Here is a 26,048-nt window from a genome sequence, read left to right as displayed (position 1 = left end):
CATCAACGTTGGGCGCTTCGACATAGGCACTGGCCCGGCGAGCGAGCCCGCGGCGCCATCACCGCGACGCCGGGTGCGGTCCCGTCGTCCACGGGGTCATGACGGGTCGCCGGCTCCGGACTGCGGCACCTGTGCCTCGGACAGGTCGTGCACGTACGTCTCCAGGTCGCTCACGCGGAAGCGTGCCGCGCGTTCGACGTGGACCAGGGGCAGTCGGCCGGCCGCCACGAGGCGCTCGATGGTCCTGACCGAGACGCTGAGGCGCTCAGCGGCTTCCCCCTTGGTCACCAGCAGGCGATCCGCCACGCGGCGAGAGTGCGCGGCGCCACTGCCGCCGTCCACCGGTGTCGCCTTCGGGCGCGTTCTGACGCACCGGGTCAGGAGGCCCGCCAGTTCCTCGACCTCGGCGGGCACGGCGGCACCCGTGTGCCGCAGGTTGCGGACGTGGAGGGACAGTGCGACCGCCAGGTGCCTGACGAGCTCAGGAGGTTGACCGCCCAGGTCCCCGAGAGCGGCGGGATCGGCCGACAGCTGGCAGCGGCCGTGGGTCCCGTTCCCGGTCACGGACCGCTCGCGAGGGCGCCCGTGCCCTGACGCTGCGACGGGAGGGACGACGAGGGCCACCGGCTGCCCGTGGACCGCGGTGGAGGCGCGACGAGGAGAGGCTCCCGGCATCGGACGATCCCCCTCTGGACAGCGACGTGCGGTGGACGGTGAGGCTCGCGGGACGAGTCGGGGCCGGGCGCGGGTGGAGAACTCGTCCGCCACGGTGTCTCGGAGGATCCGTGCCCAGCAGCACTGTTCGGCTGACGATCATGGAGCCGGCGTGGCGACACGCTGTCGCGGACGGGCGTGTCGCCACCGCGGGTCCGTGATCGTCGAGGAGCCGACCGTTCGGGGCCGGCGCCGGCAGCGACTGGTCTCGCCGGCGCCGGCCGGTCAGGTGGGGGCCTCGGCCCGGCCCCGTCCCGGGCCCCGCCCTGAGCTTGCGAAGGGTGGGGAGGACGGGGTCCTCATTCAGGCGTTCTGCGGGAAGCCCAGGTTCAGGCCGCCATGGCTGGGGTCCAGCCAGCGGCTGGTGATGACCTTGCCGCGGGTGAAGAAGTGCACGCCCTCGGCGCCGTGGGCGTGCGTGTCGCCGAAGAGGCTGTTCTTCCACCCGCCGAAGGAGTAGTAGGCCATCGGCACCGGGATCGGCACGTTGATACCGATCATCCCGACCTGCACCTCGTGCTGGAACCGCCGGGCGGCGCCGCCGTCGTTGGTGAAGATGGCGGTGCCGTTGCCGTACTCGTTGCGGTTGATCAGCTCGACGGCGTGCTCGTAGGTGTCCACCCGCAGCACCGACAGCACCGGGCCGAAGATCTCGTCGGTGTAGACACTCATGCCCGGCTCGACGTGGTCGACCAGGGTCGGGCCGAGCCAGAACCCGTTCTCACCACCGTCGGGGGTCACCTGGCGGCCGTCGACGACGAGCTTGGCGCCCTCCTTCTCGCCGGCCTCGACGTAGGACTCGACCCGGTCGCGGTGCCGCTTGCTGATCAGCGGACCCATGTCACAGCCCTTGCGGCCGTCACCGGTGCGCAGGGTGTGGGTGCGCTCGGCGATGCGGGCGACCAGGTCGTCGCCCACCCCGCCGACGGCGACCACGGCGCTGATCGCCATGCACCGCTCGCCGGCCGACCCGAACCCGGAGTTCACCGCCGCGTCGGCCGCGAGGTCCAGATCGGCGTCGGGCAGCACGACCATGTGGTTCTTCGCCCCGCCCAGGGCCTGCACCCGCTTGCCGGCCTTCGTGCCGGTCTCGTAGACGTACTGGGCGATCGCGGTGGACCCGACGAAGGACACCGACTGGATCTCGGGGTGCTCCAGCAGCCGGTCGACGGCGACCTTGTCGCCCTGCACGACGTTGAACACGCCGTCGGGCAGCCCGGCCTCCTTCCACAGCTCGGCCATCCACAGCGCCGCCGACGGGTCCTGCTCGCTGGGCTTGAGGACGACGGTGTTGCCGGTGGCGATCGCGACGGGGAAGAACCACATCGGCACCATCGCCGGGAAGTTGAACGGGCTGATGATCGCCACCGGTCCGAGCGGCTGGCGCACCGAGTGCACGTCGACGTTGGTCGAGGCGTTCTCGGTGAAGCCGCCGCGGACCAGCGAGGGCACGCCGCAGGCGTACTCCACGACCTCCTGGCCGCGGGAGACCTCGCCCAGGGCGTCGTCGAGGACCTTGCCGTGCTCGGCGGTGATGATCGCGGCCAGCTCGGGCTTGCGGGCGTTGAGCAGCTCGCGGAAGCGGAACAGCACCGCCGTGCGCTTGGCCAGCGAGGTGTCGCGCCACCCCGGGAAGGCCGCCGAGGCGGCGGCGACCGCGGCGTCGACCTCCTCGACGCTGGCCAGCGCGACCTCGCCGGTGACCTCGCCGGTCGCCGAGTCGGTCACCTCTCCGGTGCGGCCGCTGGCGCCCTCGCGGCGGGCGCCGTCGATCCAGTGCGGGATGTGGGTGGGCATGGTGCCTCTCTCGGGGGTCGGTCCGACGTCAGGGAGCGGTGTCGTCGGGGAGCGGGGTCTGCGGGAAGTTCGGCCGGGAGGTGCCGGCGTCGGGTCGGGCGCCGACGGAGGCCGGCTCCGCGCCGCCGAAGTGCTTGCCGACCAGCCGGCGGATCCCGTCGAGCATGCGGATCCCGGACTCGCGGGCCTGGTCGTCCCAGCCGAAGACGCAGGTGGTGAGGACGCCGTCGAAGCCGATCCCCGCCAGGGCGGCGAAGGCCTCGTCGAAGTCGACGTCGCCGCGGCCGATCTCCATGTGCTGGTGGACGCGGGTGGTGTTGCCCGGCGGGTTGGTGATGTAGCGCAGCCCGTCGGAGGCCCGGTGGTCCATCGAGTCGGCCACGTGCACGTGGGTGAGCAGCTCACCGGCGTTCGCGATGATCCCCGGCGCGTCGTCGCCCTGGTGGAACGTGTGCGGCAGGCAGTACAGGAAGGACACGCACGGGCTGTCTATGCCGCGGATCATGTCGAGCGCCGGGAGGCCGAGCTCGATGAAGTCGTCCGGGTGCGGCTCGAGGGCCAGCTTGACGCCCTCCCGCTCGAAGACCGGCAGCAGCTCCTCCATCGACCGCCAGAACATCGCCTCGGCGAGCTCCGGCGCCTCGGGGCGGCCGTTGAACTCCGAGTTCATCGTGTCCACGCCGAGCTCGACGCACATCTCGATGGCCCGCTTCCAGTAGCGGACGGCGGCCTGCCGCTCCACCTCACCCGGGCCTGACCAGCGCATCACCGGCAGCAGCGAGGTGACGCCCACGCCGGCGTCGGCCAGTTTCGACCGGAAGGCGCGCACCGTGGCGGTATCGACCCGCGGGTGCTTGAAGAACGGGATGAAGTCCTCCCGGGGTGAGAGCTCGATCCACTCGTAGCCCATGCCGGCCACCACGTCGGGCAGCTCCAGCAGCGGCGTGGTCCGCAGCATCTGCGGGTCCAGGGCGATCCTCATGACGGCGTGCCCTCGCGCAACTGGAGCCGGACCTCGGTGCGCTGACCGCTGCGCAGCGCCTCGACGCCGGCCGCGCACACCGCCTGGGCGGCGTAGCCGTCCCACGCGCCGGGCCCGTCGATCTGGCCGCGGCGGGCGGCGTCGACCCACCGCTGCAGCTCGATGTCGTAGGCGCGGCCGAACCGCTGCCGGAAGTCCGGTGCGATGCCGGTCGACCGGGCGGCGCCCGATGACCCGCCGGACGTGCGCACCAGGCCGGCGTCGAGGCCGATCATGGCGCTGCCGTCCTCCCCGACCACCTCGGTGCGCACCTCGTAGCCGACCCCGGTGCTGACGAAGCACTCGACGTCGACCATCCGGCCGCCGGTCGTCTCGAACAGCACCAGCAGCGGGTCGGACTGGCCGGCGACGGCGCGGCGGGTCGCCTTCGGCCGCAGCACGGTGACCGCGGCGATCTCCTCGTCGAGCAGGAACCGGGCGACGTCGACCTCGTGCACCACCGAGTCGTTGACCATCATCTCGCTGGTGAAGTGCGGCGGGACGGCGGCGTTGCGGTGCGCGCAGTGCACGACCAGCGGCTCGCCGAGCCCGCCGGCGTCGATCAGCGCCTTGAGCTCGGCGTACTCCGGGTCGAAGCGGCGCATGAAGCCGACCTGCACCAGCCGTCGGCCGGTGCGGGCGGCGTACCCGTCCTCGGCCCGCACGAGGGCCAGGGAGCTGTCGGCGTCCATGGTCAGCGGCTTCTCGCACAGCACCGGCTTGCCCCGCTCGATGCAGGCGAGCACCTGCTCCTCGTGGAACTGGCCGGGGGTGGCGATCAGGACGGCGTCGACGTCGTCGTCGGCTATCGCGGCCAGGGGGTCGCCGATCACCCGGCAGCCGGGCACGGTGGCGGCCACCTGCTCGGCCTTCTCGGTGTAGGCGTCGCTGACCGCGACGACCTGCGCGCCGGAGATGCGGCTGTAGAGCCGGGCGACGTGGTCGGCGCCCATCATCCCGACGCCGAGCACGGCCACCCGAAGGTCGCGGGCCGGGACGTCGGCGAGGTCAGGGAGCGCCCCGGCGCGGGTCTCTGCGGTGGTCACGCCCGGTCCTCCTCGGGGGTGGCGGTCCTGGGGGCGCCGATCTGCAGCGACGGGAACCCGCAGCTGCCGATGTAGCGGTGGGTGCGCTGGGCGATGGGGAAGGGGACGTCCGGCGGGCAGGGGTACAGGTCGTGCTCGACGATCGCGAAGACGTCGAGCCCGTGCGCCTCGATGGCCTCGAACAGCGGCGGGTAGGCCGGGACGCCGTTCGGCGGCTCGGTCATGGCCCCCATCGGCACCGCGGCCGCCCAGGTGATGTCCTCGGCCAGGACGCGGTCGATCACCGCCGGGTCGACCTGCTTGAGGTGCAGGTAGCCGATCCGCTCCGGGTACTTGTTGATCAGCTCGAGGTTGTCGCCGCGGTAGTAGCTGACGTGCCCGGTGTCCAGGCACAGGGGCACGTACTGCGGGTCGGTGTCGGCGAGGAACCGCTCGATGTCGCGCTGCCAGCCCACGTGCGTCTCCGCGTGCGGGTGGAAGGCGATCGACAGGCCGTACTCCTCCTGCACCGCCTTGCCGAGCTGCGTCACGCCCCGGGTCTTGGCCTCCCACTGCTCGGGGGTGAGGTCGCGGGATTCGACGTCGGCGCCGGTCTTCTGGTCGCGGAAGGTGTCGGGGATGACGACCACGTGGGTGCCGCCCATCGCCTGGGTCAGCGCTGCGACGTCCTTGACCTGACCCCACACCGCGTCCCAGGAGTCGGGCCGGTGCAGGTGCTCGAAGACGGTGCCGGCGGACACCTCGAGGCTCCGCGCGGCGAGCTCGTCGGACAGCTGCGCCGGGTCGGTGGGCAGGTAGCCGTAGGGGCCCAGCTCGATCCACTGGTAGCCGCAGGCGCTCACCTCGTCGAGGAAGCGCTGCCACGGCACCTGTGCGGGGTCGTCGGGGAACCAGACGCCCCACGAGTCGGGCGCCGACCCGACCCGGATCCGGGCCCGGCCCGGCTCCGGGGTGGACTGGCCGGGCGCCGCGGCGTTCTGCACGGTCATCTCTTCTCTCTTCCGGAAGCGGTCGGGTGGATCAGGACTGGGGGACGTCGCGCTCGGACGGTGCCAGGTAGGCGGGCCGCTGGGCGGCCTTCCAGCTGTCGTAGACCGCGCGCGCGTCCTGGGTGCTCTGCAGGGTGGAGACCTCGCTGACCGGCACGTCCCACCAGGACTCGCTGGACGGCGCGTCGACGAGCGGGTCGGTCTCGACGTGCACGACCGTCGTCCGGTCGCTGGCCTTGGCCTTGCGCAGCGCCGCCTCGAAGCTGGGCCCGTCCTGGGCGACCAGCACGTCGACGCCGAGGCTGGCGGCGTTGGCGGCGAGGTCCACCGGCAGCACGTCGCCGTCGAGCCGGCCGGAGTCCGAGCGGTACCGGTAGCGGGTGCCGAAGCGCTGGGAGCCCAGCTGCTCGGACAGCGCGCCGATCGAGGCGAAGCCGTGGTTCTGCACCAGGACGACAACGATCTTGACGCCCTCCTGGACCGCGGTGACCAGCTCGGTCGGCATCATCAGGTAGGAGCCGTCGCCGATCATCACGAAGACGTCGCGGTCGGGGGCGGCCATCCGGATGCCGATGCCGCCGGGGATCTCGTAGCCCATGGTCGAGTAGCCGTACTCGACGTGGTAGCCCTTGCGGTCGCGGACCCGCCACATCTTGTGCAGGTCTCCCGGCATGGAGCCGGCGGCGCAGACGACGACGTCCCGCGGGGCGGAGACCTCGTTGACGATGCCGATGACCTCGTTCTGCGTGAGCCGGCCGCCCTCGCCCGCGCTGGGCACCTCCGGGTGGTAGGCGGCCTCGACGGTGGCCTCCCACGCGGCGGCGAGCTCCGCGGTGCGGGTCCGGTAGGCGTCGCCGACCGACCAGCCGGCCAGGGCGTCGGTCAGCGCGGTCAGCGTCTCGCGGGCGTCGGCCTGCACGCTGACCCCGGCGTGCTTGACGGCGTCCATCGAGCCGATGTTGACGTTGACGAACCGCACGGCGGGGTCGTTGAAGGCGGTGTGCGAGGCGGTGGTGAAGTCCTGGTAGCGGGTGCCGATCCCGATGACGACGTCGGCCTCGCGGGCCAGCGCGTTGGCCGCCGTCGTCCCGGTGGAGCCGATGGCGCCGACCGACTGCGGGTGGTCGTAGGGCAGGGCGCCCTTGCCGGCCTGGGTCTGCCCGACCGGGATGCCGGTGGCCGAGACGAACGCGTCCAGCGCCTCGGTGGCCTGCGAGTAGATGACGCCGCCGCCGGCGACGACCAGCGGCCGGCGGGCCGAGCGGATCACCTCGACGGCGCGGGCCAGCGCGGCGGGCTCCGGCAGCGGCCGGCCCACGTGCCAGGTGCGCTCGGCGAACAGCTCGACCGGCCAGTCGAACGCCTCGGCCTGCACGTCCTGGGGGAAGCAGAGGGTCACCGTGCCGGTCTCGACCGGGTCGGTGAGCACCCGCAGCGCGCCGAGCAGCGCGCCGGGCAGCTGCTCGGGCCGCCAGATCCGGTCGAAGTAGCGCGACACCGGCCGGAAGGCGTCGTTGACGGTCACGTCGCCGCTGTCGGGCCGCTCGAGCTCCTGCAGCAGCGGGCCGGCCGAGCGGGTGGCGAAGGTGTCGGCCGGCAGCAGCAGCACCGGCAGTCGGTTGATGGTCGCCAGCGCCGCGCCGGTGAGCATGTTGGTCGAGCCGGGGCCCACGCTGGTGGAGACCGCCCAGGTCTGCAGCCGGTCCCTGGCCCGGGCGTAGGCCACGGCGGTGTGCACCACGGCCTGCTCGTTGCGGCCGAGCACGTAGGGCAGGGCGCCGGGCTCGTCGATCTCGGCCTGCAGCAGCGCCTGGCCGAGGCCGGCGACGTTGCCGTGCCCGAAGATGCCGAAGCAGCCGGCGAACAGCCGCTGCCGCTGTCCGTCGCGCTCGGTGTACTGCTGCGCCAGGAAGCGCACGACGGCCTGGGACACGGTCAGCCGCACCGTCTCCGGGACGGCCGGTGGGGGTGGCAGGTGCTCGCTCACGATCGGGGCTCTCCGTTCTGCGCGGTGCCGGCGGGGGAGTGCAGGGGCAGCCGGGGGTCGACTGGCTCGTCGGCCCAGGTGCCGCGGACCCAGGCGTGGTCGGGGTCGTCGACGATCCGCCAGGCCCGCTCGGGGCCGGGGCCGGCCATGACGTTGAGGTAGTAGAGGTCGTGCCCGGGGGCGGCGATCGACGGGCCGTGCCACCCGTGCGGGATGAGCACGACGTCGCGGTCGCGCACCTCGGCGAGCACGTCGATGGGCCGCTCGGGGGTGCCGTAGACCCGCTGGTAGGCCAGGCCCGGCTGGCCCTGCGGCCCGGGCGCGACCTCGAAGTAGTAGATCTCCTCGAGCTCGGTCTCGTGCTCGGAGGTCTCGTCGTGCTTGTGCGGCGGGTACGACGACCAGTTGCCGCCGGGCGTGATCACCTCGCAGGCGATGATCGCGTCGGCCTCGAAGACGTCGGCGGTGGCGAAGTTGTTCACCTGGCGGCTGCAGCGGCCCGCGCCCCGCAGCTCGACGGGGACGTCCGCGGCCGGGCCGTACCGCACCGGCAGCCGCCGCCGGGCGCGGGCGCCGCACAGGGCGAACCGCCCGCCGTCCCGGCTGGCGAGCTCGGCGGTGACGCCCAGCGGGAGGTAGGCGAAGTCGGTCGGCCCGGCGAACACGCCGCTGCGGCCGGCGAGGGTGAGCACCTCGCCGTCGCACTCGACGGTCAGGCCTCCCTCCAGCGGGACGACGACGACCTCGTCCGGGCCGGTGTCGAAGGTGGTGCGCCCGCCGGCCGGCAGGTCGAGCACCCGCAGGCTCGAGTGCCCCCAGCCGGCGGACTCCGGGGTCACCTCGAGGGCGTACGGGCCGGAGGCGGCGCTGCCGGCGGGCAGGTGCTGCGACGCGGTGGTCGCGGTCATTCGACTGCTCCAGGGTGAGTGAGAGGACCCCGTCCCCCCACCCCTCGCGAGCTCGGGGCGGGACCAGGGACGGGGCCGCGGCTCAATGGACGAGGCCGACCGCGGTGTCCACCGCGGTGGCGACGTCGTCGTCCGGCGGGTACAGCAGGGTCCGGCCGACGACCAGGCCGCGCACCGCCGGCAGGGCGAGTGCGTCGCGCCACTGCGCGTAGGTCTCCTCGGGTCGGCGGGAGGGGTCCCCGCCGAGCAGCATCGTGGGCAGGGTCGTGGCGTCCATGACCCGCTCCATCTCCGCGACCACCGGCAGCTTGAGCCAGGTGTAGGCCGAGGTGGCGCCCAGGCCCTGCGCGATGTGCACCGACTTGATGACCGCGTCCGGGCTCAGGTCGTTGCTGACCCGGCCGTCGACCCGCCGGGACAGGAACGGCTCGAGCATCGCGACGACGCCGGCGCGGGCCAGCTCGGTGACCGCGCGCCCGGCGGTCTCCAGCATCCGCACCGTGCCCGGGTCGTCCAGGTCGATCCGGTTGAGCATCTTGGCCGCGTCGAAGCGGGCCTCGACCACGCCGGCGACGTCGTAGCCGGTCATCCGGTCGTCGAGCTCGAAGCTCGCGCCGGCCAGGCCGCCGCGGTTCATCGAGGCCACGACGACCTTGTCCTCGAGCGCGCCGAGCAGCAGCAGGTCCTCGGCGATGTCGGCGGTGGCCAGCAGGCCGTCCACGCCCGGGCGGGCCAGCGCGGTGCGCAGCCGGTCGAGCATGTCGGTGCGGCTGTTCATCGCCGTCGGACGCCCCTGGGCCGACAGCGCGCCGCGGGCGGGGTGGTCGGCGGCGACCAGCATGAGCCGGCCGTCCTCGGGCAGGAAGGCCGGCCGCCGGCTGCGGGCGGCCAGCGCCCGGCGGATGGCCTGCGGGTCCCGGCTGCGCAGCTCGGTGACCTCGGCGTACGAGGTGCACACCGGCGGGGCGCCCAGCGTCTGGGGCACGGAGACCTCGGCGGGGGACAGGGCGGTGTCAGACACGGGTCCCCTCCAGGGAGGCGGTGACGGAGGCCTTGACATGGGCATCGATCTCGGCGGTGGTCGGCATCGCGGTGGAGCACTCCAGCCGGGAGGCGACGATCGCCCCGGCGGCGTTGGCGTTGCGCAGCAGCTGCTCCAGGGGCAGCCCGGCGAGCAGGCCGTGCGCGAGCGAGCCGCCGAACGCGTCGCCCGCGCCGAGGCCGTTGACGACCTCGACCGGGGTGGGCGGGACGACGACCCGCTCGGTGCGGGTCTTGCCGAGGACGCCGCGCGGGCCCTGCTTGACGATGGCGAGCTCCACCCCGGCGTCGAGCAGCGCGTCGGCGGCGCGGTCGGGGTCGGTCTCGCCGACGGCGACCTCGCACTCCTCGCGGTTGCCGACGGCGACGGTCACGTGGGGGAGGGCCGCCCGCACCTGGGCGGTGGCCTCCTCCGTCGAGGCCCAGAACACGGGCCGGTAGTCGAGGTCGAGCACGGTGTGCCGGCGGCGGCCCCGGGCCTCCCACGCCGCGTGGTGGGCCGACCGGCTGGGCTCCTCGGACAGGCCGGTGACCGTCGCCCAGAACAGCCCGGCGTCGCGGATGGCCGCGAGGTCGAGGTCCTCCGGGCGGATCTGCAGGTCCGGGGCGGTGGGCCGGCGGTAGAAGTACAGCGGGAAGTCGTCGGGCGGGAAGATCTCGCAGAAGGTGACCGGAGTGGGGTGCGCGGGGTCGACCACCACGAAGCGGTCGTCGACGCCGAGGTCGCGCAGCGCCCGGCGGACGAAGCGTCCGAACGGGTCGTCGCCCACCCCGGTCACGAGGGCGCTGGAGTGGCCGAGCCGGGCCGCGGCGACCGCGACGTTCGCCGCGCTGCCCCCGAGGAACTTCCCGAACGTCTCGACGTCCTCCAGGCCGACGCCGACCTGCAGCGGGTAGACGTCGACCCCGCTCCGGCCCATCGCCACCATCTCCAGGGTGTCTGCCACGGTGCTCCGTTCCCCTGCTCGTCGTCCGGCTGCCCCTGGGACTGTGCTCCGCGACACAGCAACGTGTCAAGACTTTGTAAGGACATACGGCCAACAGGACGTCCGGTCGTCGGTGGCCCCCCGAAGAGGTGAGGACAACAGGACGTGCTGAGGTGTCATCATCGGTCCGCGGAGCCGCCGAGTCCTTGGCCGAGCCCCGTGGCGCCGCACCGGAGGAGGCCCCGTGCTGACGATCGACCTGGACCGATCCAGTCCCACGCCGCTGTACTTCCAGCTGGCCCAGGCCATCGAGGGCGCCATCGCCGGGGGCGACCTGCCGGCCGGCTCCCGCCTGGAGAACGAGATCTTGCTGGCCCAGCGCTACGGGCTGTCGCGGCCCACCGTGCGGCGGGCGGTGCAGGAGCTGGTCGACAAGGGGCTCGTGGTCCGCAAGCGCGGGGTGGGCACCCAGGTGATCCAGCCGCACGTGCGCCGCTCGGTCGAGCTGACCAGCCTCTACGACGACCTCTCCCGGTCCGGCGAGGCGCCGACGACGGAGGTGCTGTCCCTGGACCGCGTCCCGGCCCCGGCCGACGTGGCGGAGGAGCTCGACGTGCCCGAGGGGGACGAGATCGTCGTGGTCCGGCGGCTGCGCCGCTCGCGGGGGGAGCCGCTCGCGCTGCTCACCAACCACCTGCCGGGCCGGTTCGAGCCGACCGTCGAGGACCTCACCGAGCGCGGGCTCTACCAGTACCTGCGGGCCCGGGGGGTCCACCTGCGGGTCGCCCACCAGCGCATCGGGGCGCGGCTGGCGCGTGCCGACGAGGCCCGGCTCCTCGACGAGCCGCCGCGCTCGGCGCTGCTCACCATGCAGCGCACCGCTTTCGACGACCAGGGGGCGGCCGTCGAGTACGGCCGGCACGTCTACCGCGCGTCGCGCTACGACTTCGAGACGACGCTCGTCGGCCGCTGACCCGCTCCCGTCGCACGACAGGGGCTTCGGCACGACCTGTGCCTCGTCGCGGGCGCCGGAGCCGGTGGCGTCGGCCACATCTGCTCACTCGTGGTGGGCACACTCACAGCGTCGCAGCGAGATCTGCCAAGACTTTCGGCCGACCATAGGAGAGGAGACATCGACCCACACCAGGGAGACCACCATGCAGGGCAGCTCCTTCGCCATCGCCACCACCGCCACCACCCCCCACCTGGGCCTGGGGACGTGGCTGCGCCGCCGCCGGGACGAGCGCCGCGCCCGCCGGGCTCTCGAGCACGAGCTGGCCGGCTACGCCACCGTCAGCGACCGCGATGACCTCGCCGCCCTGATCGCCGGCCGCGGGGACGCCGACAGCGCCGCCGCTGCCGTCCTCGTCCGCCAGGCCCGGGGCGACCTCTTCCGCGCCTCCTGACCCCCGGCCCCCTCCAGGGCGTCCCCGAGCTCGCGGGGGACCCAGGAGGGGGTCCGTCACCAGAAGGGGTTCTCGCCGGCCTCGATCTGCGCGGCGAACTCGCGCAGCGCCTCGGGGTCGGGGGTCCCGCCCGCCTGCCGGATCGCGGCGTCCAGCGCGGCGAGGACCTCGTCCGCCCTCCGGCCGGCCATCGCGTCGCCGATGTCGGCCAGTGTGGGCGCGACCCGCTCGCTGACGAGCTCCCCCCGCCGCGGCACCGGCGGCTGCAGGAAGCGCAGCAGCTCCTCCTGCAGCCCGGGCCTCGCTCGACGCGTCACGTCCGGCCTCCTCGGCACGCTGGGGAGCCCGCCCGGTGGGCCCGCGGCGAGCCGCCGCCAGTGCACACCGGCCCGCCGGGTGCGGGCAACCCCGCCTCCGGCCGTGGCCTGCGCGACGCCGCCGGGCCGGCCGGTGAGGACGACCCCCACGTCGCTCCGCCCGCCGTCGTCCGCCGCGCCGGTCCGGGAGGACGGGGACCGGCGCGCCCACGCGCCGCTCCCTCTACCGTTATCCCCAACTCGGCCGCGACCTCGTCGACGCCGGGACGCCGCACCGAGGGAGAACCGGTCAGCCGGCTGGGAGCCGGGCGCACTCCGGGCAGGGCGACGCCGAGCCCAGACCGCGCCGCCCGGCCCAGCTGCCCTGGACGACGGCGACCGGGGTCCCGCAGACGGCCACCCACGGCGGTGGCCCGTCAGCGGCCTCCCGGGGGACGGCGTGGGCGAGCTCGCTCTCCTGGTCCCGGCCGGCCGCGTGCTGGGAGCTCGTCATGCGACCAGCATGGGCGCCGGCCCCGGAACGCGGTCGACGGGGGCCGGGCGCGCGCGTCAGGCTGCCGCCCGTGGAACACCGCATCCCCGTGGCGCCGGGCGTCGACCTCTGGGCCGAGGAGCGCGGCGACCCGGCCGGAACGCCGCTGCTGCTCGTGATGGGGGCCAACGCCAGTGGCCTCACCTGGCCCGAGGCGCTGGTCGACCGGCTGGCGCAGCAGCACCGGGTGGTCCGGTACGACCACCGCGACACCGGCCGCTCCACCCGGGCGTACGCGGTCGCGCCGTACGCGGTCCGGGACCTCGCCGCCGACGCCGTCCACCTGCTCGACGGGCTCGGCATCGACCGGGCGCACGTCGTCGGCATGTCGATGGGCGGCACGCTCGTGCAGCTGCTGCTGCTCGACCACCCCGACCGGCTGCGCAGCGCCACCGTCCTCGCCACGTCCGCGCTCGGCAGCGGCCTGGCCGACGTGGCGGGGGAGAGCGACCTGCCCGGCCCCGCCCCGCACGTCCTCCAGTACTGGGCCTCGATGGGGGAGGAGCGCGACCCCGAGTCCGAGCTCGCCTGGCGGGTGGAGCACTGGCGACTGCTCAACGGGGCCGGCGTCCCCTTCGACCCCGCCGAGTTCCGCGCGCTCGAGGAGCGCGTGGTCGCGCACAGCGGCAGCGCCCGCAGCCCCGTCGCGCACGCCCTCGCCGACCCGTCCGGGCTCGACCGCGGGGCCGAGCTGGCCGCCGTCCGGGTGCCCACCCTCGTGATCGAGGCGCCCGAGGACCCGGTCAACCCGCCGCCGCACGCCGCCCACCTGGCCGCGGTCATCGGCTCAGCGCGGCTGGTCACGATCCCCGGGATGGGCCACGCCCTGCCCGCCGCCGTGGTCGGACCGCTGGCCGACGCGATCGCCGCCCACACCGCCGCGGTCGACGCGGAGGACGAGCCCCGGGTCCCTTGATCGGCCCCGCGCCCCGGAGCAGGCTGTGACCCACAGCACACCAATCGGGGGCAGCCGCCAGGAGGTCGTTGTGCAAGCACGCGTCGGGGACCGGATCGTCGTCCGGTCGACCCACCAGGGAGAGCCCGAGCGCACCGGCAAGGTGCTCGAGGTCAGGGGAGAGGGCGGGGGGCCGCCCTACGTCGTCCGGTGGGACCCCGACGGGCACACCGGCGTCTTCCACCCGGCTGCGGGTACCTGCGCCGTCGTCCCCGAGCCGGCGAACGGCTGAGCGGCGTGGCCAGGGAGACCGTCGCCGCACCCGGCCCGCGGCCGGCCGACAAGGTCCGGAACGTGGCCCTGGTGGGCCACGCGGCCGCGGGCAAGACCACCCTCGCCGAGGCGCTGCTGGTCGCCACCGGCGCGCTGACCCGCGCCGGGCGGGTCGAGGACGGCACCACCTGCCTCGACAGCGAGGAGGTGGAGGTCCGCCAGCAGCGCTCGGTGTCGCTCGGCGTGGCCACCGTCGAGCACGACGGGCACCGCATCACCCTGCTGGACACCCCGGGCTCCCCGGACTTCGTCGGCGAGCTGCGGGCCGGGCTGCGCGCGGCCGACGCCGCCCTCTTCGTCGTCTCCGCGGTGAACGGCGTCGACGCGGGCACCGTGCAGCTGTGGGAGGAGTGCGCGTCGGTCGGCATGCCGCGCGCGGTGGTCATCACCCAGCTGGACCGCGCGCGGGCCGACGTCGAGGAGACCGTCCGGCTGTGCCAGACGATGCTCGGCGCGGGGGTCTACCCGGTCCACCTCGTCGACCGCGGCCCGGACGGCAGCGTCTCCGGGGTGGTCAACCTGCTGCAGCCCGGTGCCGAGGCCCCGGACGCCGACCGGCTGCGCAGCGAGCTGATCGAGGGCATCATCGGCGAGAGCGAGGACGAGGCGCTGATGGAGCGCTACCTCGCCGGCGACGAACTGGTCCAGGGCGACCTGATGAGCGACCTGGAGACCGCGGTCGCGCGGGGCCACTTCCACCCCGTCCTCTGCGCGGCCCCGCTGCAGGGCATCGGCATCGACTCGCTGCTCTACCTGCTGGTCAACGGCTTCCCGAGCCCGATGGAGCACGGCTGCCCGCCGGCGACCCGCCCCAACGGCTCGCCGGCGGCCCCGCTGTCCTGCGACCCCGACGGCCCGCTGGTCGCCGAGGTGGTCAAGACGACGACCGACCCCTACCTCGGCCGGGTCTCGCTGGTCCGCGTCTTCTCCGGCACCCTGCGCCCGGACACCCCGGTGCACGTCTCCGGGCACGGCATGGCCGACCGCGGGCACCCCGACCACGACGTCGACGAGCGGATCGGCGCGGTGAGCTCGCCGCTGGGCGCGACCCTCCGCCCGGTCGCCGCCTGCCCCGCGGGCGACGTCTGCGCCGTCGCCCGGCTCACTGCGGCCGAGACCGGGGACACCCTCTCCTCGCCCGAGGACCCGCGGCTGGTCCCACCGTGGGACCTGCCCACCCCCCAGCTGCCCGTCGCCGTCGAGGCGGCGTCCCGGGCCGACGAGGACCGGCTGGCCACCGCCCTGGCCCGGCTGGTCGCCGAGGACCCGACGGTCCGGCTCGAGCGCCGTCCCGACACCGCGCAGCTGCTGCTCTGGTGCGTCGGGGAGGCGCACGCGGAGGTGCTGCTGGAACGGCTGCGCACCCGGCACGGCGTCGCGGTGAACACCGTCCCGGTGCGGGTGCCCATGGTGGAGACCCTGGCCGGGTCCGCGCGGGTCACCGGCCGGCTGGTCAAGCAGTCCGGCGGGCACGGCCAGTACGCCGTCGTGGTCGTCGAGGCCGAGCCGGGCGAGCCGGGCACCGGGATCGTGTTCCAGCAGCGCATCGTCGGCGGCACGGTGCCCGGCCAGTACCACGGCAGCGTGGAGAAGGGCATCCGCGCGCAGGCGGAGAAGGGCGTCAACGGCGACCGGCCGCTCGTCGACGCCCGCTTCACCCTCGTCGACGGCAAGGCGCACTCCGTGGACTCCTCGGACGCGGCGTTCCAGGCCGCCGGCGCGCTCGCCGTCCGCGAGGCCGCGGCCGCCGCGGGCACCCGGGTGCTCGAGCCGTGGTGCGAGGTGGAGGTCGTGGTGCCGGGGGAGTACGTCGGTGCGGTGATGAGCGACCTGTCCGGACGGCGGGCGCGGGTCACCGGCAGCGACGCCGACCCCGAGCGCGACCGGACGACGGTGCGCGCCGAGATCCCCGAGGTCGAGCTGCTCGGCTACGCCGGGGCGCTGCGCTCGGTGTCCCACGGCACCGGCAGCTTCACCCGCCGGCCGATGGGGTACGAGCCGGCGCCCGCGTCGCTCACCGCCGTGCCCGCCTAGCGGCCCCGGCCAGGGGCTCGCCGCGAGCCCCCGAGCGGGGAGGGGGACGGGGGTCCTTCGACTAGCCTCGGGGGCCGGTGTCCAGCGGGTGCGGAGGTGTCGTGACGTCGACGAACGGGCCGTCGGCCGCCGCCTCGGCCCGGACGGGGGCGAGCGTGCCGGCCCTGCCCGACCGCAACGTGCTGCCCGACCGGGTGTGGACGGTGCCCAACGCGTTGTCGGTGCTGCGGCTGCTCGGCGTCCCGCTGTTCCTCTGGCTGCTGCTGGGGCCGCAGGCCGACGGCTGGGCCGTGGTCGTGCTCATGGTCGCCGGCGCCACCGACTGGCTCGACGGCAAGCTGGCCCGCGCCCTCGGGCAGTCCAGCAAGCTCGGCGCGCTGCTGGACCCGGCCGCCGACCGGCTCTACATCGTCGCCACGCTGGTCGCCTTCGTGCTGCGCGAGGTCGTCCCGCTGTGGGTGGTCGCCGTCCTGGTCGGCCGCGAGCTGGTGCTGGCCCTGGCGCTGCTGCTGCTGCGCGCCCACGGCTACCCGCCGCTGCAGGTGCACTACCTGGGCAAGGCGGCCACCTTCATCCTGCTCTACGCCTTCCCGCTGCTGCTGCTCGCCGACGGCGAGGGCCCGGTCGCGGCCGTGGTCCAGCCGGTCGCCTGGGCGCTGACCGTGTGGGGCGGGGCGCTGTACGTGCTGGCCGGTGTCTTCTACGTCGTCCAGGTCGCCGGGCTGGTCCGCGCCGACCGGGCGGCCCCGTGACGACGGTGCAGCGCGGCGGCGGGCCGCGCTCGCTGGGCGCCTCGCTGCTCGACCAGGTGCTGGCCGAGACCCTGGACCCCGCCTACGCGCAGGCGGCACGGACCCGCGAGGCCCGCGCCGCCGGGGAGGAGGCCCCGCCGTCCCGACGGCGCCACGGGCAGCTCGCCGTCGCCCTCGTGCTGGCCCTCGCCGGGCTGCTGGCCGCGGTCACCTACGACCAGGCCGCCGCCGGCGCGCAGGGCCGCGAGGAGGTGCGCTCGGCGCTGGTCGCCGAGGTCGAGAGCGAGTCGGCGACCACCGACCGGCTCGCCGCCGACCTCGAGTCGCTGCGCAGCGACGTCACCACCGCCAGAGACGACGCGCTGGCGGCCACCGCCGTCGGGCAACGGGCTCGCGAGCGTGTGGAGGACGCCGAGCTCGCCGCCGGGGCGCTCCCGGTCAGCGGTCCCGGCCTGCTCGTCACTCTCGCCGACGCCGAGCCGGACGCCGACGAGGACCCGGTCGGCGGGACGACGGAGGCCGACCCCCGTGGCCAGGTGCGCGACGGCGACCTGCAGCTGGTGGTGAACGCGCTGTGGGCGTCCGGCGCCGAGGCGGTCAGCATCAACGGCCAGCGGCTGGGCCCGACGACGGCGATCCGCTTCGCCGGTGACGCGGTCCTGGTCGACTTCCGGCCGGTCACCAACCCCTACCTGGTCAGCGCCATCGGCGACCCCGCGACCCTGCGCAGCCGCTTCCTGGCCAGCCCCGAGGTCAACGCCCTGGCCGTCATCTCCGAGACCTACGGTCTGCGCTTCGAGTTCGCCCAGGAGGACGAGCTGTCCCTTCCCGCCGGGAGTCCGCCCGAGCTCCGTTCCGCCGTCCCGGTGTCCGAGGTGCCGCCCGCCGTGCCCACCGACGACGTGGCGCCCGAGTCGGCGCCGGGGGGCTGATCGTGATCCCGATCCTCGGCCTGGCCGTCGGCATCGTGCTCGGCCTGGTGTTCGACCCCACCGTGCCCCTGTGGCTGCAGCCCTACCTGCCGATCGCCGTGGTCGCGGCCCTCGACGCGGTCTTCGGGGGGTTCCGCGCCCGCCTCGACGGGATCTTCGACGCCAAGGTGTTCGTCATCTCCTTCGTGTCCAACGTCGTGGTCGCCGCGCTCGTGGTGTTCCTCGGCGACCAGCTCGGCGTGGGCGCGCAGCTGTCCACCGCGGTGGTCGTCGTCCTCGGCATCCGCATCTTCGGCAACGCCGCGGCCATCCGCCGGCACGTGTTCCGGGCATGAGCGACCAGCAGCGCCCCGAGCCCGACCGGCGGCCGGAGGACGAGGTCCACCCCGGGGACGACGCCCCTGACCTCGACGTCTCCGACCTGGGCGCCCCCGACCCCGACACCCCCGCGCCCGCCGCGGACGCGGGCAACCGGCCCGCGCAGCCCCCGGAGCCCCCCGCGGAGCCGGCGCAGCCCCCCGGGAGGCCGCGCCGGCGAGACCCGCTGGCCGCCGCGCTGATCGGGGTCCTCACCCTGCTGCTCGGCTTCGCCATCGCCGTCCAGGTGCGCACCACGGGGACGGGCGAGGACTACTCGACCCTCCGCGAGGAGGACCTCGTCCGCATCCTCGACGACCTCGACGCCCGCGAGGACCGGCTGCGCGAGCAGATCGCCGACCAGCGCGCGGCGCTGCGGGATCTCACCAACGACGACAGCCAGTCCGAGGCCGCCCTGCAGGAGGCCCAGGAGCGCGCCGAGGCCCTCGGCATCCTCAACGGCACCGTCGCCGCCCAGGGCCCGGGGCTGCTCATGACCATCCGCGACCCCGAGGGCCGGGTGCGGGTCGCCGACCTGCTCGACGCCGTCCAGGAGCTGCGCGGCGCCGGCGCGGAGACGATGCAGATCGACGGCGTCCGCGTCGGGGTGTCCACGGCGGTCACCGGCGACCCCGGCGCGCTGCGGGTCGACGGCGTCGAGGTGGACAGCCCCTACGAGATCCGGGTCATCGGCTCGGCGCAGGACCTGGAGACGGCGATGAACATCCCCGGCGGCGTCGTCGACCGGGTCGGCCGGCAGGGCGGCAGCGTCGACATCGAGGAGTCCGAGACCGTCGTCGTGGACGCGTTGCGGCAGCTCGACCGCCCTCAATACGCTCAACCCGACACCGACGACGGCGGATGACGCCGCGCCGGACCGCACCCCACCGGATCGACACCCGACCTCATCGACGAGGAGCCGCTGCATGACCACGCCCGACGACCGCCGCTACACCGAGCAGCACGAGTGGGCGCTGCTGCAGCCGGGTGGGGGCGAGGGCGCCGTCGTGCGGGTCGGCATCACCGACCACGCCCAGGACGCGCTGGGTGACATCGTCTTCGTGCAGCTGCCCGAGGTCGGCGCCGAGGTCGCGCCCGGCGCCCCCATGGGCGAGGTGGAGTCGACCAAGTCGGTCTCCGACGTCTACGCGCCGGTCACCGGCGTCGTGACCGCGGTCAACGAGGCCCTCACCAACGCCCCCGAGACCATCAACGCCGACCCCTACGGCGCCGGCTGGCTGGTCGAGATCGGCGTCGCCGGGGACGGCGGCGACCCCACCGCGGACCTGATGGACGCCGCCGCCTACCAGGCGCTGGTCGAGGCGAGCTGACCGGCGCTCCGGGGCCGCGGCGGCGGTCCCCCCGGGCCCGGCGGCGATCACTATGCTGCCGTCCGGGGCGCCGCGGAGGCCGCTGAGCGACCGCTGAACCTCACCCTGTACGTTCGGTTGACCCTCGGGTCGGCCGCTGGTTCCATGACCCACGGCCCGCCGTGCTCGACGCGGCGACCGACCCGCGACGGGCTGTCCGGCCCGTCGTCCGCCGGCCGCCCGCGGCCAGACCCAGGTCCGCGGCGGTGCCACCCCTGCACCGGAGGAGACAGACGTGCACTGCACTCGTTGTGGCCACAACAACCCCGAGGGCAGTCGCTTCTGCGCGCAGTGCGGCGCGGCGCTGTCCCAGGAGCGGATCGGCGAGTCCACCAGCGTCATCCCCAAGGTGGGTGGCGAGGACTCCGCGGAGACCCCCGAGGTCACCGAGGCCGACGCCCACGCCGGCGCGGTCGAGTCGCTGCCCGCGGGCTCGGCGCTGCTGGTCGTCAAGCGCGGCCCGAACGCCGGCAGCCGCTTCCTGCTCGACCAGGACGTCACCACCGCTGGCCGGCACCCCGACAGCGACATCTTCCTCGACGACGTCACCGTCAGCCGCCGGCACGTGGAGTTCCACCGCGAGGGCGGCGGCTTCTCGGTGCACGACGTCGGCAGCCTCAACGGCACCTACGTCAACCGCGAGCCGGTCGACGTCGCCACGCTGGCCGGGGGCGACGAGGTGCAGATCGGCAAGTTCCGCCTCGTCTACCTGACCGGTCCGCGCACGGGCGAGCCCGCCGGCGCGTGACCGAGCTCGCGAGGTCACGCGTGAGCACAGCGCCACCGGGCACGAGCGCGACGAGCGCCAGCGAGGAGCGCTCGTGACCCGGCGCGCAGCCAGGGGGACCGGGACGGTGCCGACGGCACGGACGGCGGCGTGAACGCGGAGCCCTCGCGTGCCGAGGCGTCCGGGGAGCCCGACGGCCGGCACGCGCCGCGCCTCACCATCGGCGAGGTGCTGACCGTGCTGCGCGAGGACTTCCCCGACGTCACGATCAGCAAGATCCGCTACCTCGAGTCCGAGGACCTGGTGCACCCGCAGCGCACGCCGTCGGGCTACCGGAAGTTCTCCTCGGCCGACGTGGCCCGGCTGCGGTACGTGCTGGCCGCCCAGCGCGACCAGTACCTGCCGCTGCGGGTCATCAAGGAGCACCTCGCAGCGCTGGACCGGGGCGAGCCGCTGCCCGGCAGCGCGCCGCCGGCGGCGCCGCCGCCCGAGGAGGAGGCCGACACCGGCAGCCTGACCGGCGACCAGTTCGCGCGGGCGTCCGGCCTGGAGGCCGGGCAACTGGCCGACTGCGTGCAGTTCGGGCTGCTGACCCCCGACGCCGACGGCCGGCACCCGGCGACCGACCTGCCGATCGCCCGGGCGGCGGCGGGGCTGGCCCGGCACGGCATCGAGCCGCGGCACCTGCGCGTCTACCAGAACGGCGCCGAGCGCGAGGCCGGACTGGTCGAGCAGCTCGTCGCGCCGGTGCTGCGGGCCCGCTCCGAGGAGGCCCGCAACCGGGCCACCGAGAAGCTGCGGGAGCTGGTCGCCCTCTCCGCGCAGCTGCACGGTGCGCTGCTGGAGGCGCGCTTGCGGGATCTCCTGCGCCCCTGACTCGGGCGTACCGTGGTCGGGGTCGGGCCCCGAGTCCACGGCCCCGTCGTCCACCAGCCGCCGTACCGATCCACCGCCCGTCCTCGGGCCGCCGCTGAGGGAGCCCCACCGTGCAGGAACTCAGAGTCGTCGGTGTCCGGGTCGAGCTGCCCGGGAACCAGCCGATCCTGCTGCTCAAGGAGACGCAGGGCGAGCGGTACCTGCCGATCTGGATCGGTGCGGTCGAGGCGGCGGCGATCGCCTTCGAGCAGCAGGGTGTGCGCCCGGCCCGGCCGATGACCCACGACCTGCTCAAGGACGTCGTCCGCGCGCTCGGCGCGACGCTCGAGGCGGTCAACATCACCGAGATGCGCGACGGCATCTACATCGCCGAGCTGGTCTTCGGGGACGACCGGGTCGTGAGCGCCCGCCCGTCGGACGCCGTCGCCCTCGCCGTCCGCACCGGCGCCCCGATCTACGGCGCCGAGGAGCTGCTCGACGAGGTCGGGATCGAGATCCCCGACGAGCAGGAGGACGAGGTCGAGAAGTTCCGCGAGTTCCTCGACCAGATCTCCCCGGAGGACTTCGGCGCCGGCTCCGGGTCGGGCGGCAGCGGCCCGGCCTGACGGAGGACCCGTCCTCCCCACCGTCGCACGCTCGGGCCGGACCCGGGACGGGGCCGCCCCTGCCCCCGCTCGTGGCAGGACCTCGTCCTCCCACCGTTCGCCCGCTCGGGGCGGGCCACCGGGTCGGCGGGCGTGCGGCGCGTGTGACTGCTGTGACGGTCGGGGCGCGTGCGTCGAGTGGCCGCGGTCGCAGGCGCGTTCGGGGTCAAGGAACGGCGCCGGTACGCCGATACCCCTCCGATGGGTGAGTGCCGCGACACGCCGCCCTCCTCAGTTGACCCGCCCCAGGGCCCGGCTTACGGTCGGCGAACAACAGCGGTGTGACACCGGCAACCCGACGCGGCAGCCGACTGCAGCGACCCGAGTCCCGGTCAACACCGCGGGGGACCGCGGCGTCAGCTGCGGGAGCAGAGGAGGACGCTGACGTGAGCGACCAGAGCAAGGGCTCCCAGGGTCAGCTCTTCAGCGACGCTGCCGTGGGCGCGCCGTCCTACGACGAGGTCGACAGCGACCTCGTCGGGTACCGCGGCCCGACGGCGTGTGCCGCTGCCGGCATCACCTACAGGCAGCTCGACTACTGGGCCCGTACCGGCCTGGTCGCCCCGTCGGTGCGCAGCGCCACCGGCTCGGGCACCCAGCGGCTGTACTCCTTCCGCGACATCCTGGTGCTCAAGGTCGTCAAGCGGCTGCTGGACACCGGCGTCTCGCTGCAGAACATCCGCAAGGCCGTCGACCACCTGCGCAACCGCGGCATCAAGGACCTCGCCAACGTCACGCTGTTCTCCGACGGCGCCACCGTCTACGAGTGCACCTCCGCCGAGGAGGTCGTCGACCTGCTCGCCGGCGGCCAGGGCGTCTTCGGCATCGCCGTCTCCGGCGCGCTGCGCGAGCTCTCCGGCGAGCTCGCCGAGCTGCCCGCCGAGCGCATCGACGGCGCTCCGCTGCACACCGCGGACGACGAGCTCGCCGCACGCCGCCGCCGCCGCGCCGCGGTCTGACAGAGCCGGCGTCGACCGGCTCCCGCCGAGCGGGGGCCGGAGGTCTCCGCGAGGAGTGGACGCAGCGGCTCCCCACGAGCCGGGACGGCACCTGGCCGCGGTGTCGGCCGGCGGGTCGACGACGTCGCCGACTCCTCCACCGCTGGTAGCGTCGTGGTAATGGCGGACCGTGCTCCTGAGCCCCTGCCCGCACTCGCCGCGCTGGACCCCGCCGGGTCCTTCGCCGCCCGGCACATCGGCCCGCGACCCGACGAGACACAGGCGATGCTCGCCGCCGTCGGTCACCCGACGCTGGAGTCCCTCGTCGACGCGTGCGTGCCCGAGGGCGTGCGCGACCGGACGCCGCTGGACCTGCCGCCGGCCGGCGACGAGGCGACCGTGCTGCGGCTGCTGCGCGAACGCGCCGAGGCCAACGAGGTCTACACCTCGATGATCGGTCTGGGCTACTCCGGCACGGTCACCCCGGCGGTCATCCAGCGGACCATCCTGGAGAACCCGGCCTGGTACACCGCCTACACCCCCTACCAGCCCGAGATCAGCCAGGGCCGGCTCGAGGCGCTGATCAACTTCCAGACGGCGGTCGCCGACCTCACCGGCCTGCCGGTCGCAGGGGCCTCCATGCTCGACGAGGCGACCGCCGCCGCCGAGGCGATGACCCTCGTCCGGCGCGCGGGCGGTGCCGGGGGCGGGCGTCGCGCAGATCGATCAGCGGTGTTCGTCGTCGACGAGGACACCCTGCCGCAGACCCTGGCCGTCCTGCGCACCCGCGCCGAGCCGCTCGGCATCCACCTGCACGTCGCCGACCTGTCCGCCGGCTGGCCCACCGACCTGCCCGAGGCCGGGGCGTTCGGCGTGCTGCTGTCCTACCCGGGGGCCAGCGGCGCCGTCCGCGACCACCGGGCGCTGGCCGCCGCCGCGCACCAGGCCGGCGCCGCGGTCGTCGTCGCCGCCGACCTGCTGGCGCTGACGCTGCTGGAGGCGCCGGGGGAGTGGGGCGCCGACGTCGCCTGCGGCAGCTCGCAGCGCTTCGGCGTCCCCATGGGGTACGGCGGGCCGCACGCCGCCTACCTCTCCGTGCGCGAGGGCCTGGCCCGGCAGCTGCCCGGCCGGCTGGTCGGCGTCTCGGTCGACGCCGACGGCGACGTCGCCTATCGGCTGGCGCTGCAGACCCGCGAGCAGCACATCCGCCGGGAGAAGGCCACCAGCAACATCTGCACCGCGCAGGTGCTGCTCGCCGTCATGGCCGGCGCCTACGCCGTCTACCACGGGGCCGAGGGCTTGACCGCGATCGCCGCCCGGGTGCACCGCAGCGCGCAGACCCTGGCCGGCTGGCTGCGCGCCGGGGGCGTGGACGTCGTCCACGACCGCTTCTTCGACACCGTGCACGCCCGGGTGCCCGGCCGGGCCGCCGAGGTCGTCGCCGCCGCGGCCGAGCGGCGGATCAACCTGCGGCTGGTGGACGCCGACACCGTCGGCGTGGCCTGCGACGAGACGACCACCGTGGAGATCCTCCGCGCGGTCGCCGAGGCCTTCGGGGTGGCCGCGGACAGCACCGACGGAGGCAGCGCGGCGGTGGACGACAACGGAGCGCTGCCGGCCGAGCTGCGCCGCCGCACCCCCTTCCTCACCCACCCGGTCTTCTCCGCGCACCGCTCGGAGACCGCGCTGCTGCGCTACCTGCGCTCGCTGGCGGACAAGGACCTCGCGCTGGACCGCACGATGATCCCGCTGGGGTCGTGCACGATGAAGCTGAACTCCGCGGTGGAGATGGCCGCGATCACCTGGCCGGAGTTCGCCCAGCTGCACCCGTTCGCCCCGGCCGAGCAGGCCCGCGGCTACCGGCAGCTGATCGACGAGCTGTGCACCGCGCTGGCCGAGGTCACCGGCTACGCCGCGGTCAGCGTGCAGCCCAACGCCGGCTCGCAGGGCGAGTTCGCCGGGCTGCTGGCCATCCGCGGCTACCACGCCTCCCGCGACGAGGCGCACCGCGACGTCTGCCTCATCCCGTCGTCGGCGCACGGCACCAACGCCGCCAGCGCCGTCATGGCCGGCATGCGGGTCGTCGTCGTCGCCTGCGACGAGGCCGGCAACGTCGACGTCGCGGACCTGCACGCCAAGGTCGACCAGCACGCCGAACGGCTGGCCGCGATCATGATCACCTACCCGTCGACGCACGGGGTGTTCGAGGCCGACATCCAGGAGATCTGCGGCGCGGTCCACGACGCCGGCGGGCAGGTCTACGTCGACGGCGCCAACCTCAACGCGATGGTCGGCCTGGCCAGGCCCGGCCGGTTCGGCTCCGACGTCAGCCACCTCAACCTGCACAAGACCTTCTGCATCCCGCACGGCGGCGGGGGCCCCGGCGTCGGGCCGATCGGCGTCCGGGAGCACCTGGTGCCCTTCCTCCCCGGCCACCCGCTGGTCGACACGGGCACCCAGGGCCCGGCGGTCTCGGCTGCACCGTGGGGGTCGGCCGGCATCCTGCCGATCTCCTGGGCATACCTGCGGTTGATGGGCCCCGACGGGCTGCTGCAGGCCACCGAGCACGCCATCCTGGCCGCGAACTACGTCGCCGCGCGGCTCCGGGAGCACTACCCGGTGCTCTACACCGGCGCCGACGGGCTGGTCGCGCACGAGTGCATCCTCGACATCCGGCCCCTGACCAAGGCCACCGGCATCACCAACGACGACATCGCCAAGCGGCTGATCGACTTCGGCTTCCACGCCCCGACGATGAGCTTCCCGGTCGCCGGCACGCTGATGGTCGAGCCGACCGAGAGCGAGGACAAGGGCGAGCTCGACCGCTTCGTCGACGCGATGGTCGCCATCCGCGCCGAGATCGAGAAGGTCGCCACCGGCGAGTACGACCGCGCCGACAACCCGCTGCGCAACGCCCCGCACACCCTGGCCATGGTGGCGGGGGAGTGGGCGCGGCCGTATCCGCGCGAGGCCGCCGTCTACCCGGTGCCGGCGCTGCGCGGCCGCGGCTACCTCGCCCCGGTGCGGCGGATCGACCAGGCCTACGGCGACCGCAACCTGGTCTGCTCCTGCCCCTCGCCGGAGGCCTTCGCCGAGCCCGAGCCGGCGCCGGGGCCGGCGGCCCGCGTCCCCGACCGCAGCCAGGGTGCACCGGACGACCTCGGGACGGCCGCCGACGCCGTCCCCGCCGACGCCGTCCCCGCCGACGCCGTCCCCGCCGGCGCCCGGGCCTGACGGCGGCCGTCCCCGCGAGGGGATCGCGGCGAGTTCCGCGAGCGAGGAGCGGACCGAGCCGCGGAGCCGGGCCCGTGGGCGGGCCCTGACGGTCCAGGAGCTGCGGTGCCGGTCGACGACCGGCACCGCAGCTCATACGTATGTCGTGTATCGCCGTTATCCCCAACAACCGGCTCGTTGGCGCCGACGTGGTCGACCCGCACGGACGGGGGAGGGGGGTGGTCCTCCGGGACCCCGCGCCGCTCGTCGAGCCGGGTGGCGCGCCTGTCACG

Annotated in this window: 26 protein-coding genes; 15 read left to right on the top strand and 11 right to left on the bottom strand. The window is 74.7% G+C overall.

All coding sequences use genetic code 11. The features are described from left to right. Window positions 1-96: 96 nt before the first annotated feature. From ACWIX7_RS26515 to iolC, 9 genes are all read right to left on the bottom strand, one after another. A complete protein-coding gene (locus ACWIX7_RS26515) occupies window positions 97-414 on the bottom strand; it encodes a helix-turn-helix domain-containing protein (RefSeq protein WP_448619380.1) in 318 nt (105 codons plus the stop codon). A 603-nt stretch (window positions 415-1,017) separates the two neighbouring features. Continuing rightward, window positions 1,018-2,511 carry a CoA-acylating methylmalonate-semialdehyde dehydrogenase gene (locus ACWIX7_RS26510; RefSeq protein ID WP_448619379.1) on the bottom strand — a complete coding sequence of 498 codons (1,494 nt, stop codon included), beginning with the start codon at window positions 2,509-2,511 and terminating at the stop codon, window positions 1,018-1,020. 28 nt (window positions 2,512-2,539) lie between these two features. After that, entirely contained in the window at window positions 2,540-3,493 is a 954-nt protein-coding gene (locus tag ACWIX7_RS26505) for a sugar phosphate isomerase/epimerase family protein (protein WP_448619378.1), read from the bottom strand. Beyond that, window positions 3,490-4,578: a Gfo/Idh/MocA family protein gene (locus ACWIX7_RS26500; RefSeq protein ID WP_448619377.1), complete on the bottom strand. Its 1,089-nt coding sequence runs from the start codon at window positions 4,576-4,578 to the stop codon at window positions 3,490-3,492. Before ACWIX7_RS26500 ends, ACWIX7_RS26505 begins: the two co-directional genes overlap by 4 nt. Further along, window positions 4,575-5,567: a sugar phosphate isomerase/epimerase family protein gene (locus ACWIX7_RS26495; RefSeq protein WP_448619376.1), complete on the bottom strand. Its 993-nt coding sequence runs from the start codon at window positions 5,565-5,567 to the stop codon at window positions 4,575-4,577. Before ACWIX7_RS26495 ends, ACWIX7_RS26500 begins: the two co-directional genes overlap by 4 nt. A gap of 31 nt (window positions 5,568-5,598) precedes the next feature. Then, window positions 5,599-7,554, bottom strand: a complete 1,956-nt coding sequence (iolD, locus tag ACWIX7_RS26490; protein ID WP_448619375.1) for a 3D-(3,5/4)-trihydroxycyclohexane-1,2-dione acylhydrolase (decyclizing) — start codon at window positions 7,552-7,554, stop codon at window positions 5,599-5,601. Continuing rightward, window positions 7,551-8,462 carry a 5-deoxy-glucuronate isomerase gene (gene iolB, locus ACWIX7_RS26485; RefSeq protein WP_448619374.1) on the bottom strand — a complete coding sequence of 304 codons (912 nt, stop codon included), beginning with the start codon at window positions 8,460-8,462 and terminating at the stop codon, window positions 7,551-7,553. The genes iolD and iolB overlap by 4 nt, the downstream gene beginning before the upstream one ends. Window positions 8,463-8,544: 82 nt before the next feature. Next, a complete protein-coding gene (locus ACWIX7_RS26480) occupies window positions 8,545-9,483 on the bottom strand; it encodes a class I fructose-bisphosphate aldolase (protein ID WP_448619373.1) in 939 nt (312 codons plus the stop codon). After that, on the bottom strand, window positions 9,476-10,450 hold the full coding sequence (iolC, locus tag ACWIX7_RS26475; protein WP_448619372.1) for a 5-dehydro-2-deoxygluconokinase: 975 nt from the start codon (window positions 10,448-10,450) through the stop codon (window positions 9,476-9,478). The genes ACWIX7_RS26480 and iolC overlap by 8 nt, the downstream gene beginning before the upstream one ends. 223 nt (window positions 10,451-10,673) lie before the next feature. Between iolC and ACWIX7_RS26470 the strand changes: the two genes are divergently transcribed. Both ACWIX7_RS26470 and ACWIX7_RS26465 read left to right on the top strand, forming a co-directional pair. Next, complete coding sequence (locus tag ACWIX7_RS26470) at window positions 10,674-11,402, top strand: GntR family transcriptional regulator (RefSeq protein ID WP_448619371.1); 729 nt, start codon at window positions 10,674-10,676, stop codon at window positions 11,400-11,402. 184 nt (window positions 11,403-11,586) lie between these two features. Continuing rightward, the gene (locus tag ACWIX7_RS26465; RefSeq protein ID WP_448619370.1) at window positions 11,587-11,835 is read left to right on the top strand and encodes a hypothetical protein; all 249 of its coding nucleotides are present in this window, start codon (window positions 11,587-11,589) and stop codon (window positions 11,833-11,835) included. A gap of 56 nt (window positions 11,836-11,891) precedes the next feature. Here ACWIX7_RS26465 and ACWIX7_RS26460 read toward each other — a convergent pair whose 3' ends face one another. Further along, window positions 11,892-12,152, bottom strand: a complete 261-nt coding sequence (locus ACWIX7_RS26460) for a hypothetical protein (protein ID WP_448619369.1) — start codon at window positions 12,150-12,152, stop codon at window positions 11,892-11,894. 289 nt (window positions 12,153-12,441) lie between these two features. Then, entirely contained in the window at window positions 12,442-12,645 is a 204-nt protein-coding gene (locus ACWIX7_RS26455; RefSeq protein WP_448619368.1) for a hypothetical protein, read from the bottom strand. A gap of 70 nt (window positions 12,646-12,715) precedes the next feature. On the opposite strand from ACWIX7_RS26455, the gene ACWIX7_RS26450 reads away from it, so the two are divergent. The 13 genes from ACWIX7_RS26450 to gcvP all read left to right on the top strand — a co-directional run bounded on the left by ACWIX7_RS26450 (window position 12,716) and on the right by gcvP (window position 25,776). Then, window positions 12,716-13,600, top strand: a complete 885-nt coding sequence (locus tag ACWIX7_RS26450) for an alpha/beta fold hydrolase (RefSeq protein ID WP_448619367.1) — start codon at window positions 12,716-12,718, stop codon at window positions 13,598-13,600. Window positions 13,601-13,670: 70 nt separating this feature from the next. Then, the gene (locus ACWIX7_RS26445) at window positions 13,671-13,871 is read left to right on the top strand and encodes a DUF1918 domain-containing protein (protein WP_448619366.1); all 201 of its coding nucleotides are present in this window, start codon (window positions 13,671-13,673) and stop codon (window positions 13,869-13,871) included. 5 nt (window positions 13,872-13,876) lie between these two features. Continuing rightward, window positions 13,877-15,946 (top strand): elongation factor G-like protein EF-G2, encoded by a 2,070-nt coding sequence (locus ACWIX7_RS26440; protein WP_448619365.1) that lies wholly within the window; start codon window positions 13,877-13,879, stop codon window positions 15,944-15,946. Window positions 15,947-16,047: 101 nt separating this feature from the next. Then, a complete protein-coding gene (locus tag ACWIX7_RS26435; protein ID WP_448619364.1) occupies window positions 16,048-16,698 on the top strand; it encodes a CDP-alcohol phosphatidyltransferase family protein in 651 nt (216 codons plus the stop codon). Next, window positions 16,695-17,630, top strand: a complete 936-nt coding sequence (locus tag ACWIX7_RS26430; RefSeq protein ID WP_448619363.1) for a DUF881 domain-containing protein — start codon at window positions 16,695-16,697, stop codon at window positions 17,628-17,630. Before ACWIX7_RS26435 ends, ACWIX7_RS26430 begins: the two co-directional genes overlap by 4 nt. Window positions 17,631-17,632: 2 nt before the next feature. Beyond that, a complete protein-coding gene (locus ACWIX7_RS26425) occupies window positions 17,633-17,965 on the top strand; it encodes a small basic family protein (RefSeq protein WP_091214231.1) in 333 nt (110 codons plus the stop codon). After that, window positions 17,962-18,852 carry a DUF881 domain-containing protein gene (locus tag ACWIX7_RS26420; protein WP_448619362.1) on the top strand — a complete coding sequence of 297 codons (891 nt, stop codon included), beginning with the start codon at window positions 17,962-17,964 and terminating at the stop codon, window positions 18,850-18,852. The genes ACWIX7_RS26425 and ACWIX7_RS26420 overlap by 4 nt, the downstream gene beginning before the upstream one ends. Before the next feature lie 61 nt (window positions 18,853-18,913). Next, window positions 18,914-19,318 (top strand): glycine cleavage system protein GcvH, encoded by a 405-nt coding sequence (gene gcvH / locus ACWIX7_RS26415; RefSeq protein ID WP_448619361.1) that lies wholly within the window; start codon window positions 18,914-18,916, stop codon window positions 19,316-19,318. A 274-nt stretch (window positions 19,319-19,592) separates the two neighbouring features. Then, the gene (gene odhI, locus ACWIX7_RS26410) at window positions 19,593-20,105 is read left to right on the top strand and encodes an oxoglutarate dehydrogenase inhibitor Odhl (RefSeq protein ID WP_012948792.1); all 513 of its coding nucleotides are present in this window, start codon (window positions 19,593-19,595) and stop codon (window positions 20,103-20,105) included. Between the two features lie 129 nt (window positions 20,106-20,234). After that, entirely contained in the window at window positions 20,235-20,960 is a 726-nt protein-coding gene (ftsR, locus tag ACWIX7_RS26405) for a transcriptional regulator FtsR (protein WP_448619360.1), read from the top strand. Between the two features lie 110 nt (window positions 20,961-21,070). After that, window positions 21,071-21,565 carry a bifunctional nuclease family protein gene (locus ACWIX7_RS26400; protein ID WP_100498332.1) on the top strand — a complete coding sequence of 165 codons (495 nt, stop codon included), beginning with the start codon at window positions 21,071-21,073 and terminating at the stop codon, window positions 21,563-21,565. A 425-nt stretch (window positions 21,566-21,990) separates the two neighbouring features. After that, complete coding sequence (locus tag ACWIX7_RS26395; protein ID WP_448608496.1) at window positions 21,991-22,563, top strand: MerR family transcriptional regulator; 573 nt, start codon at window positions 21,991-21,993, stop codon at window positions 22,561-22,563. A 159-nt stretch (window positions 22,564-22,722) separates the two neighbouring features. Further along, a complete protein-coding gene (gene gcvP / locus ACWIX7_RS26390; RefSeq protein WP_448619359.1) occupies window positions 22,723-25,776 on the top strand; it encodes an aminomethyl-transferring glycine dehydrogenase in 3,054 nt (1,017 codons plus the stop codon). The last annotated feature ends 272 nt before the right edge of the window (window positions 25,777-26,048 follow it).

It is taken from the genome of Geodermatophilus sp. URMC 65, from assembly GCF_053502545.1.
This window is presented reverse-complemented; position numbering and strand designations above follow the sequence as displayed.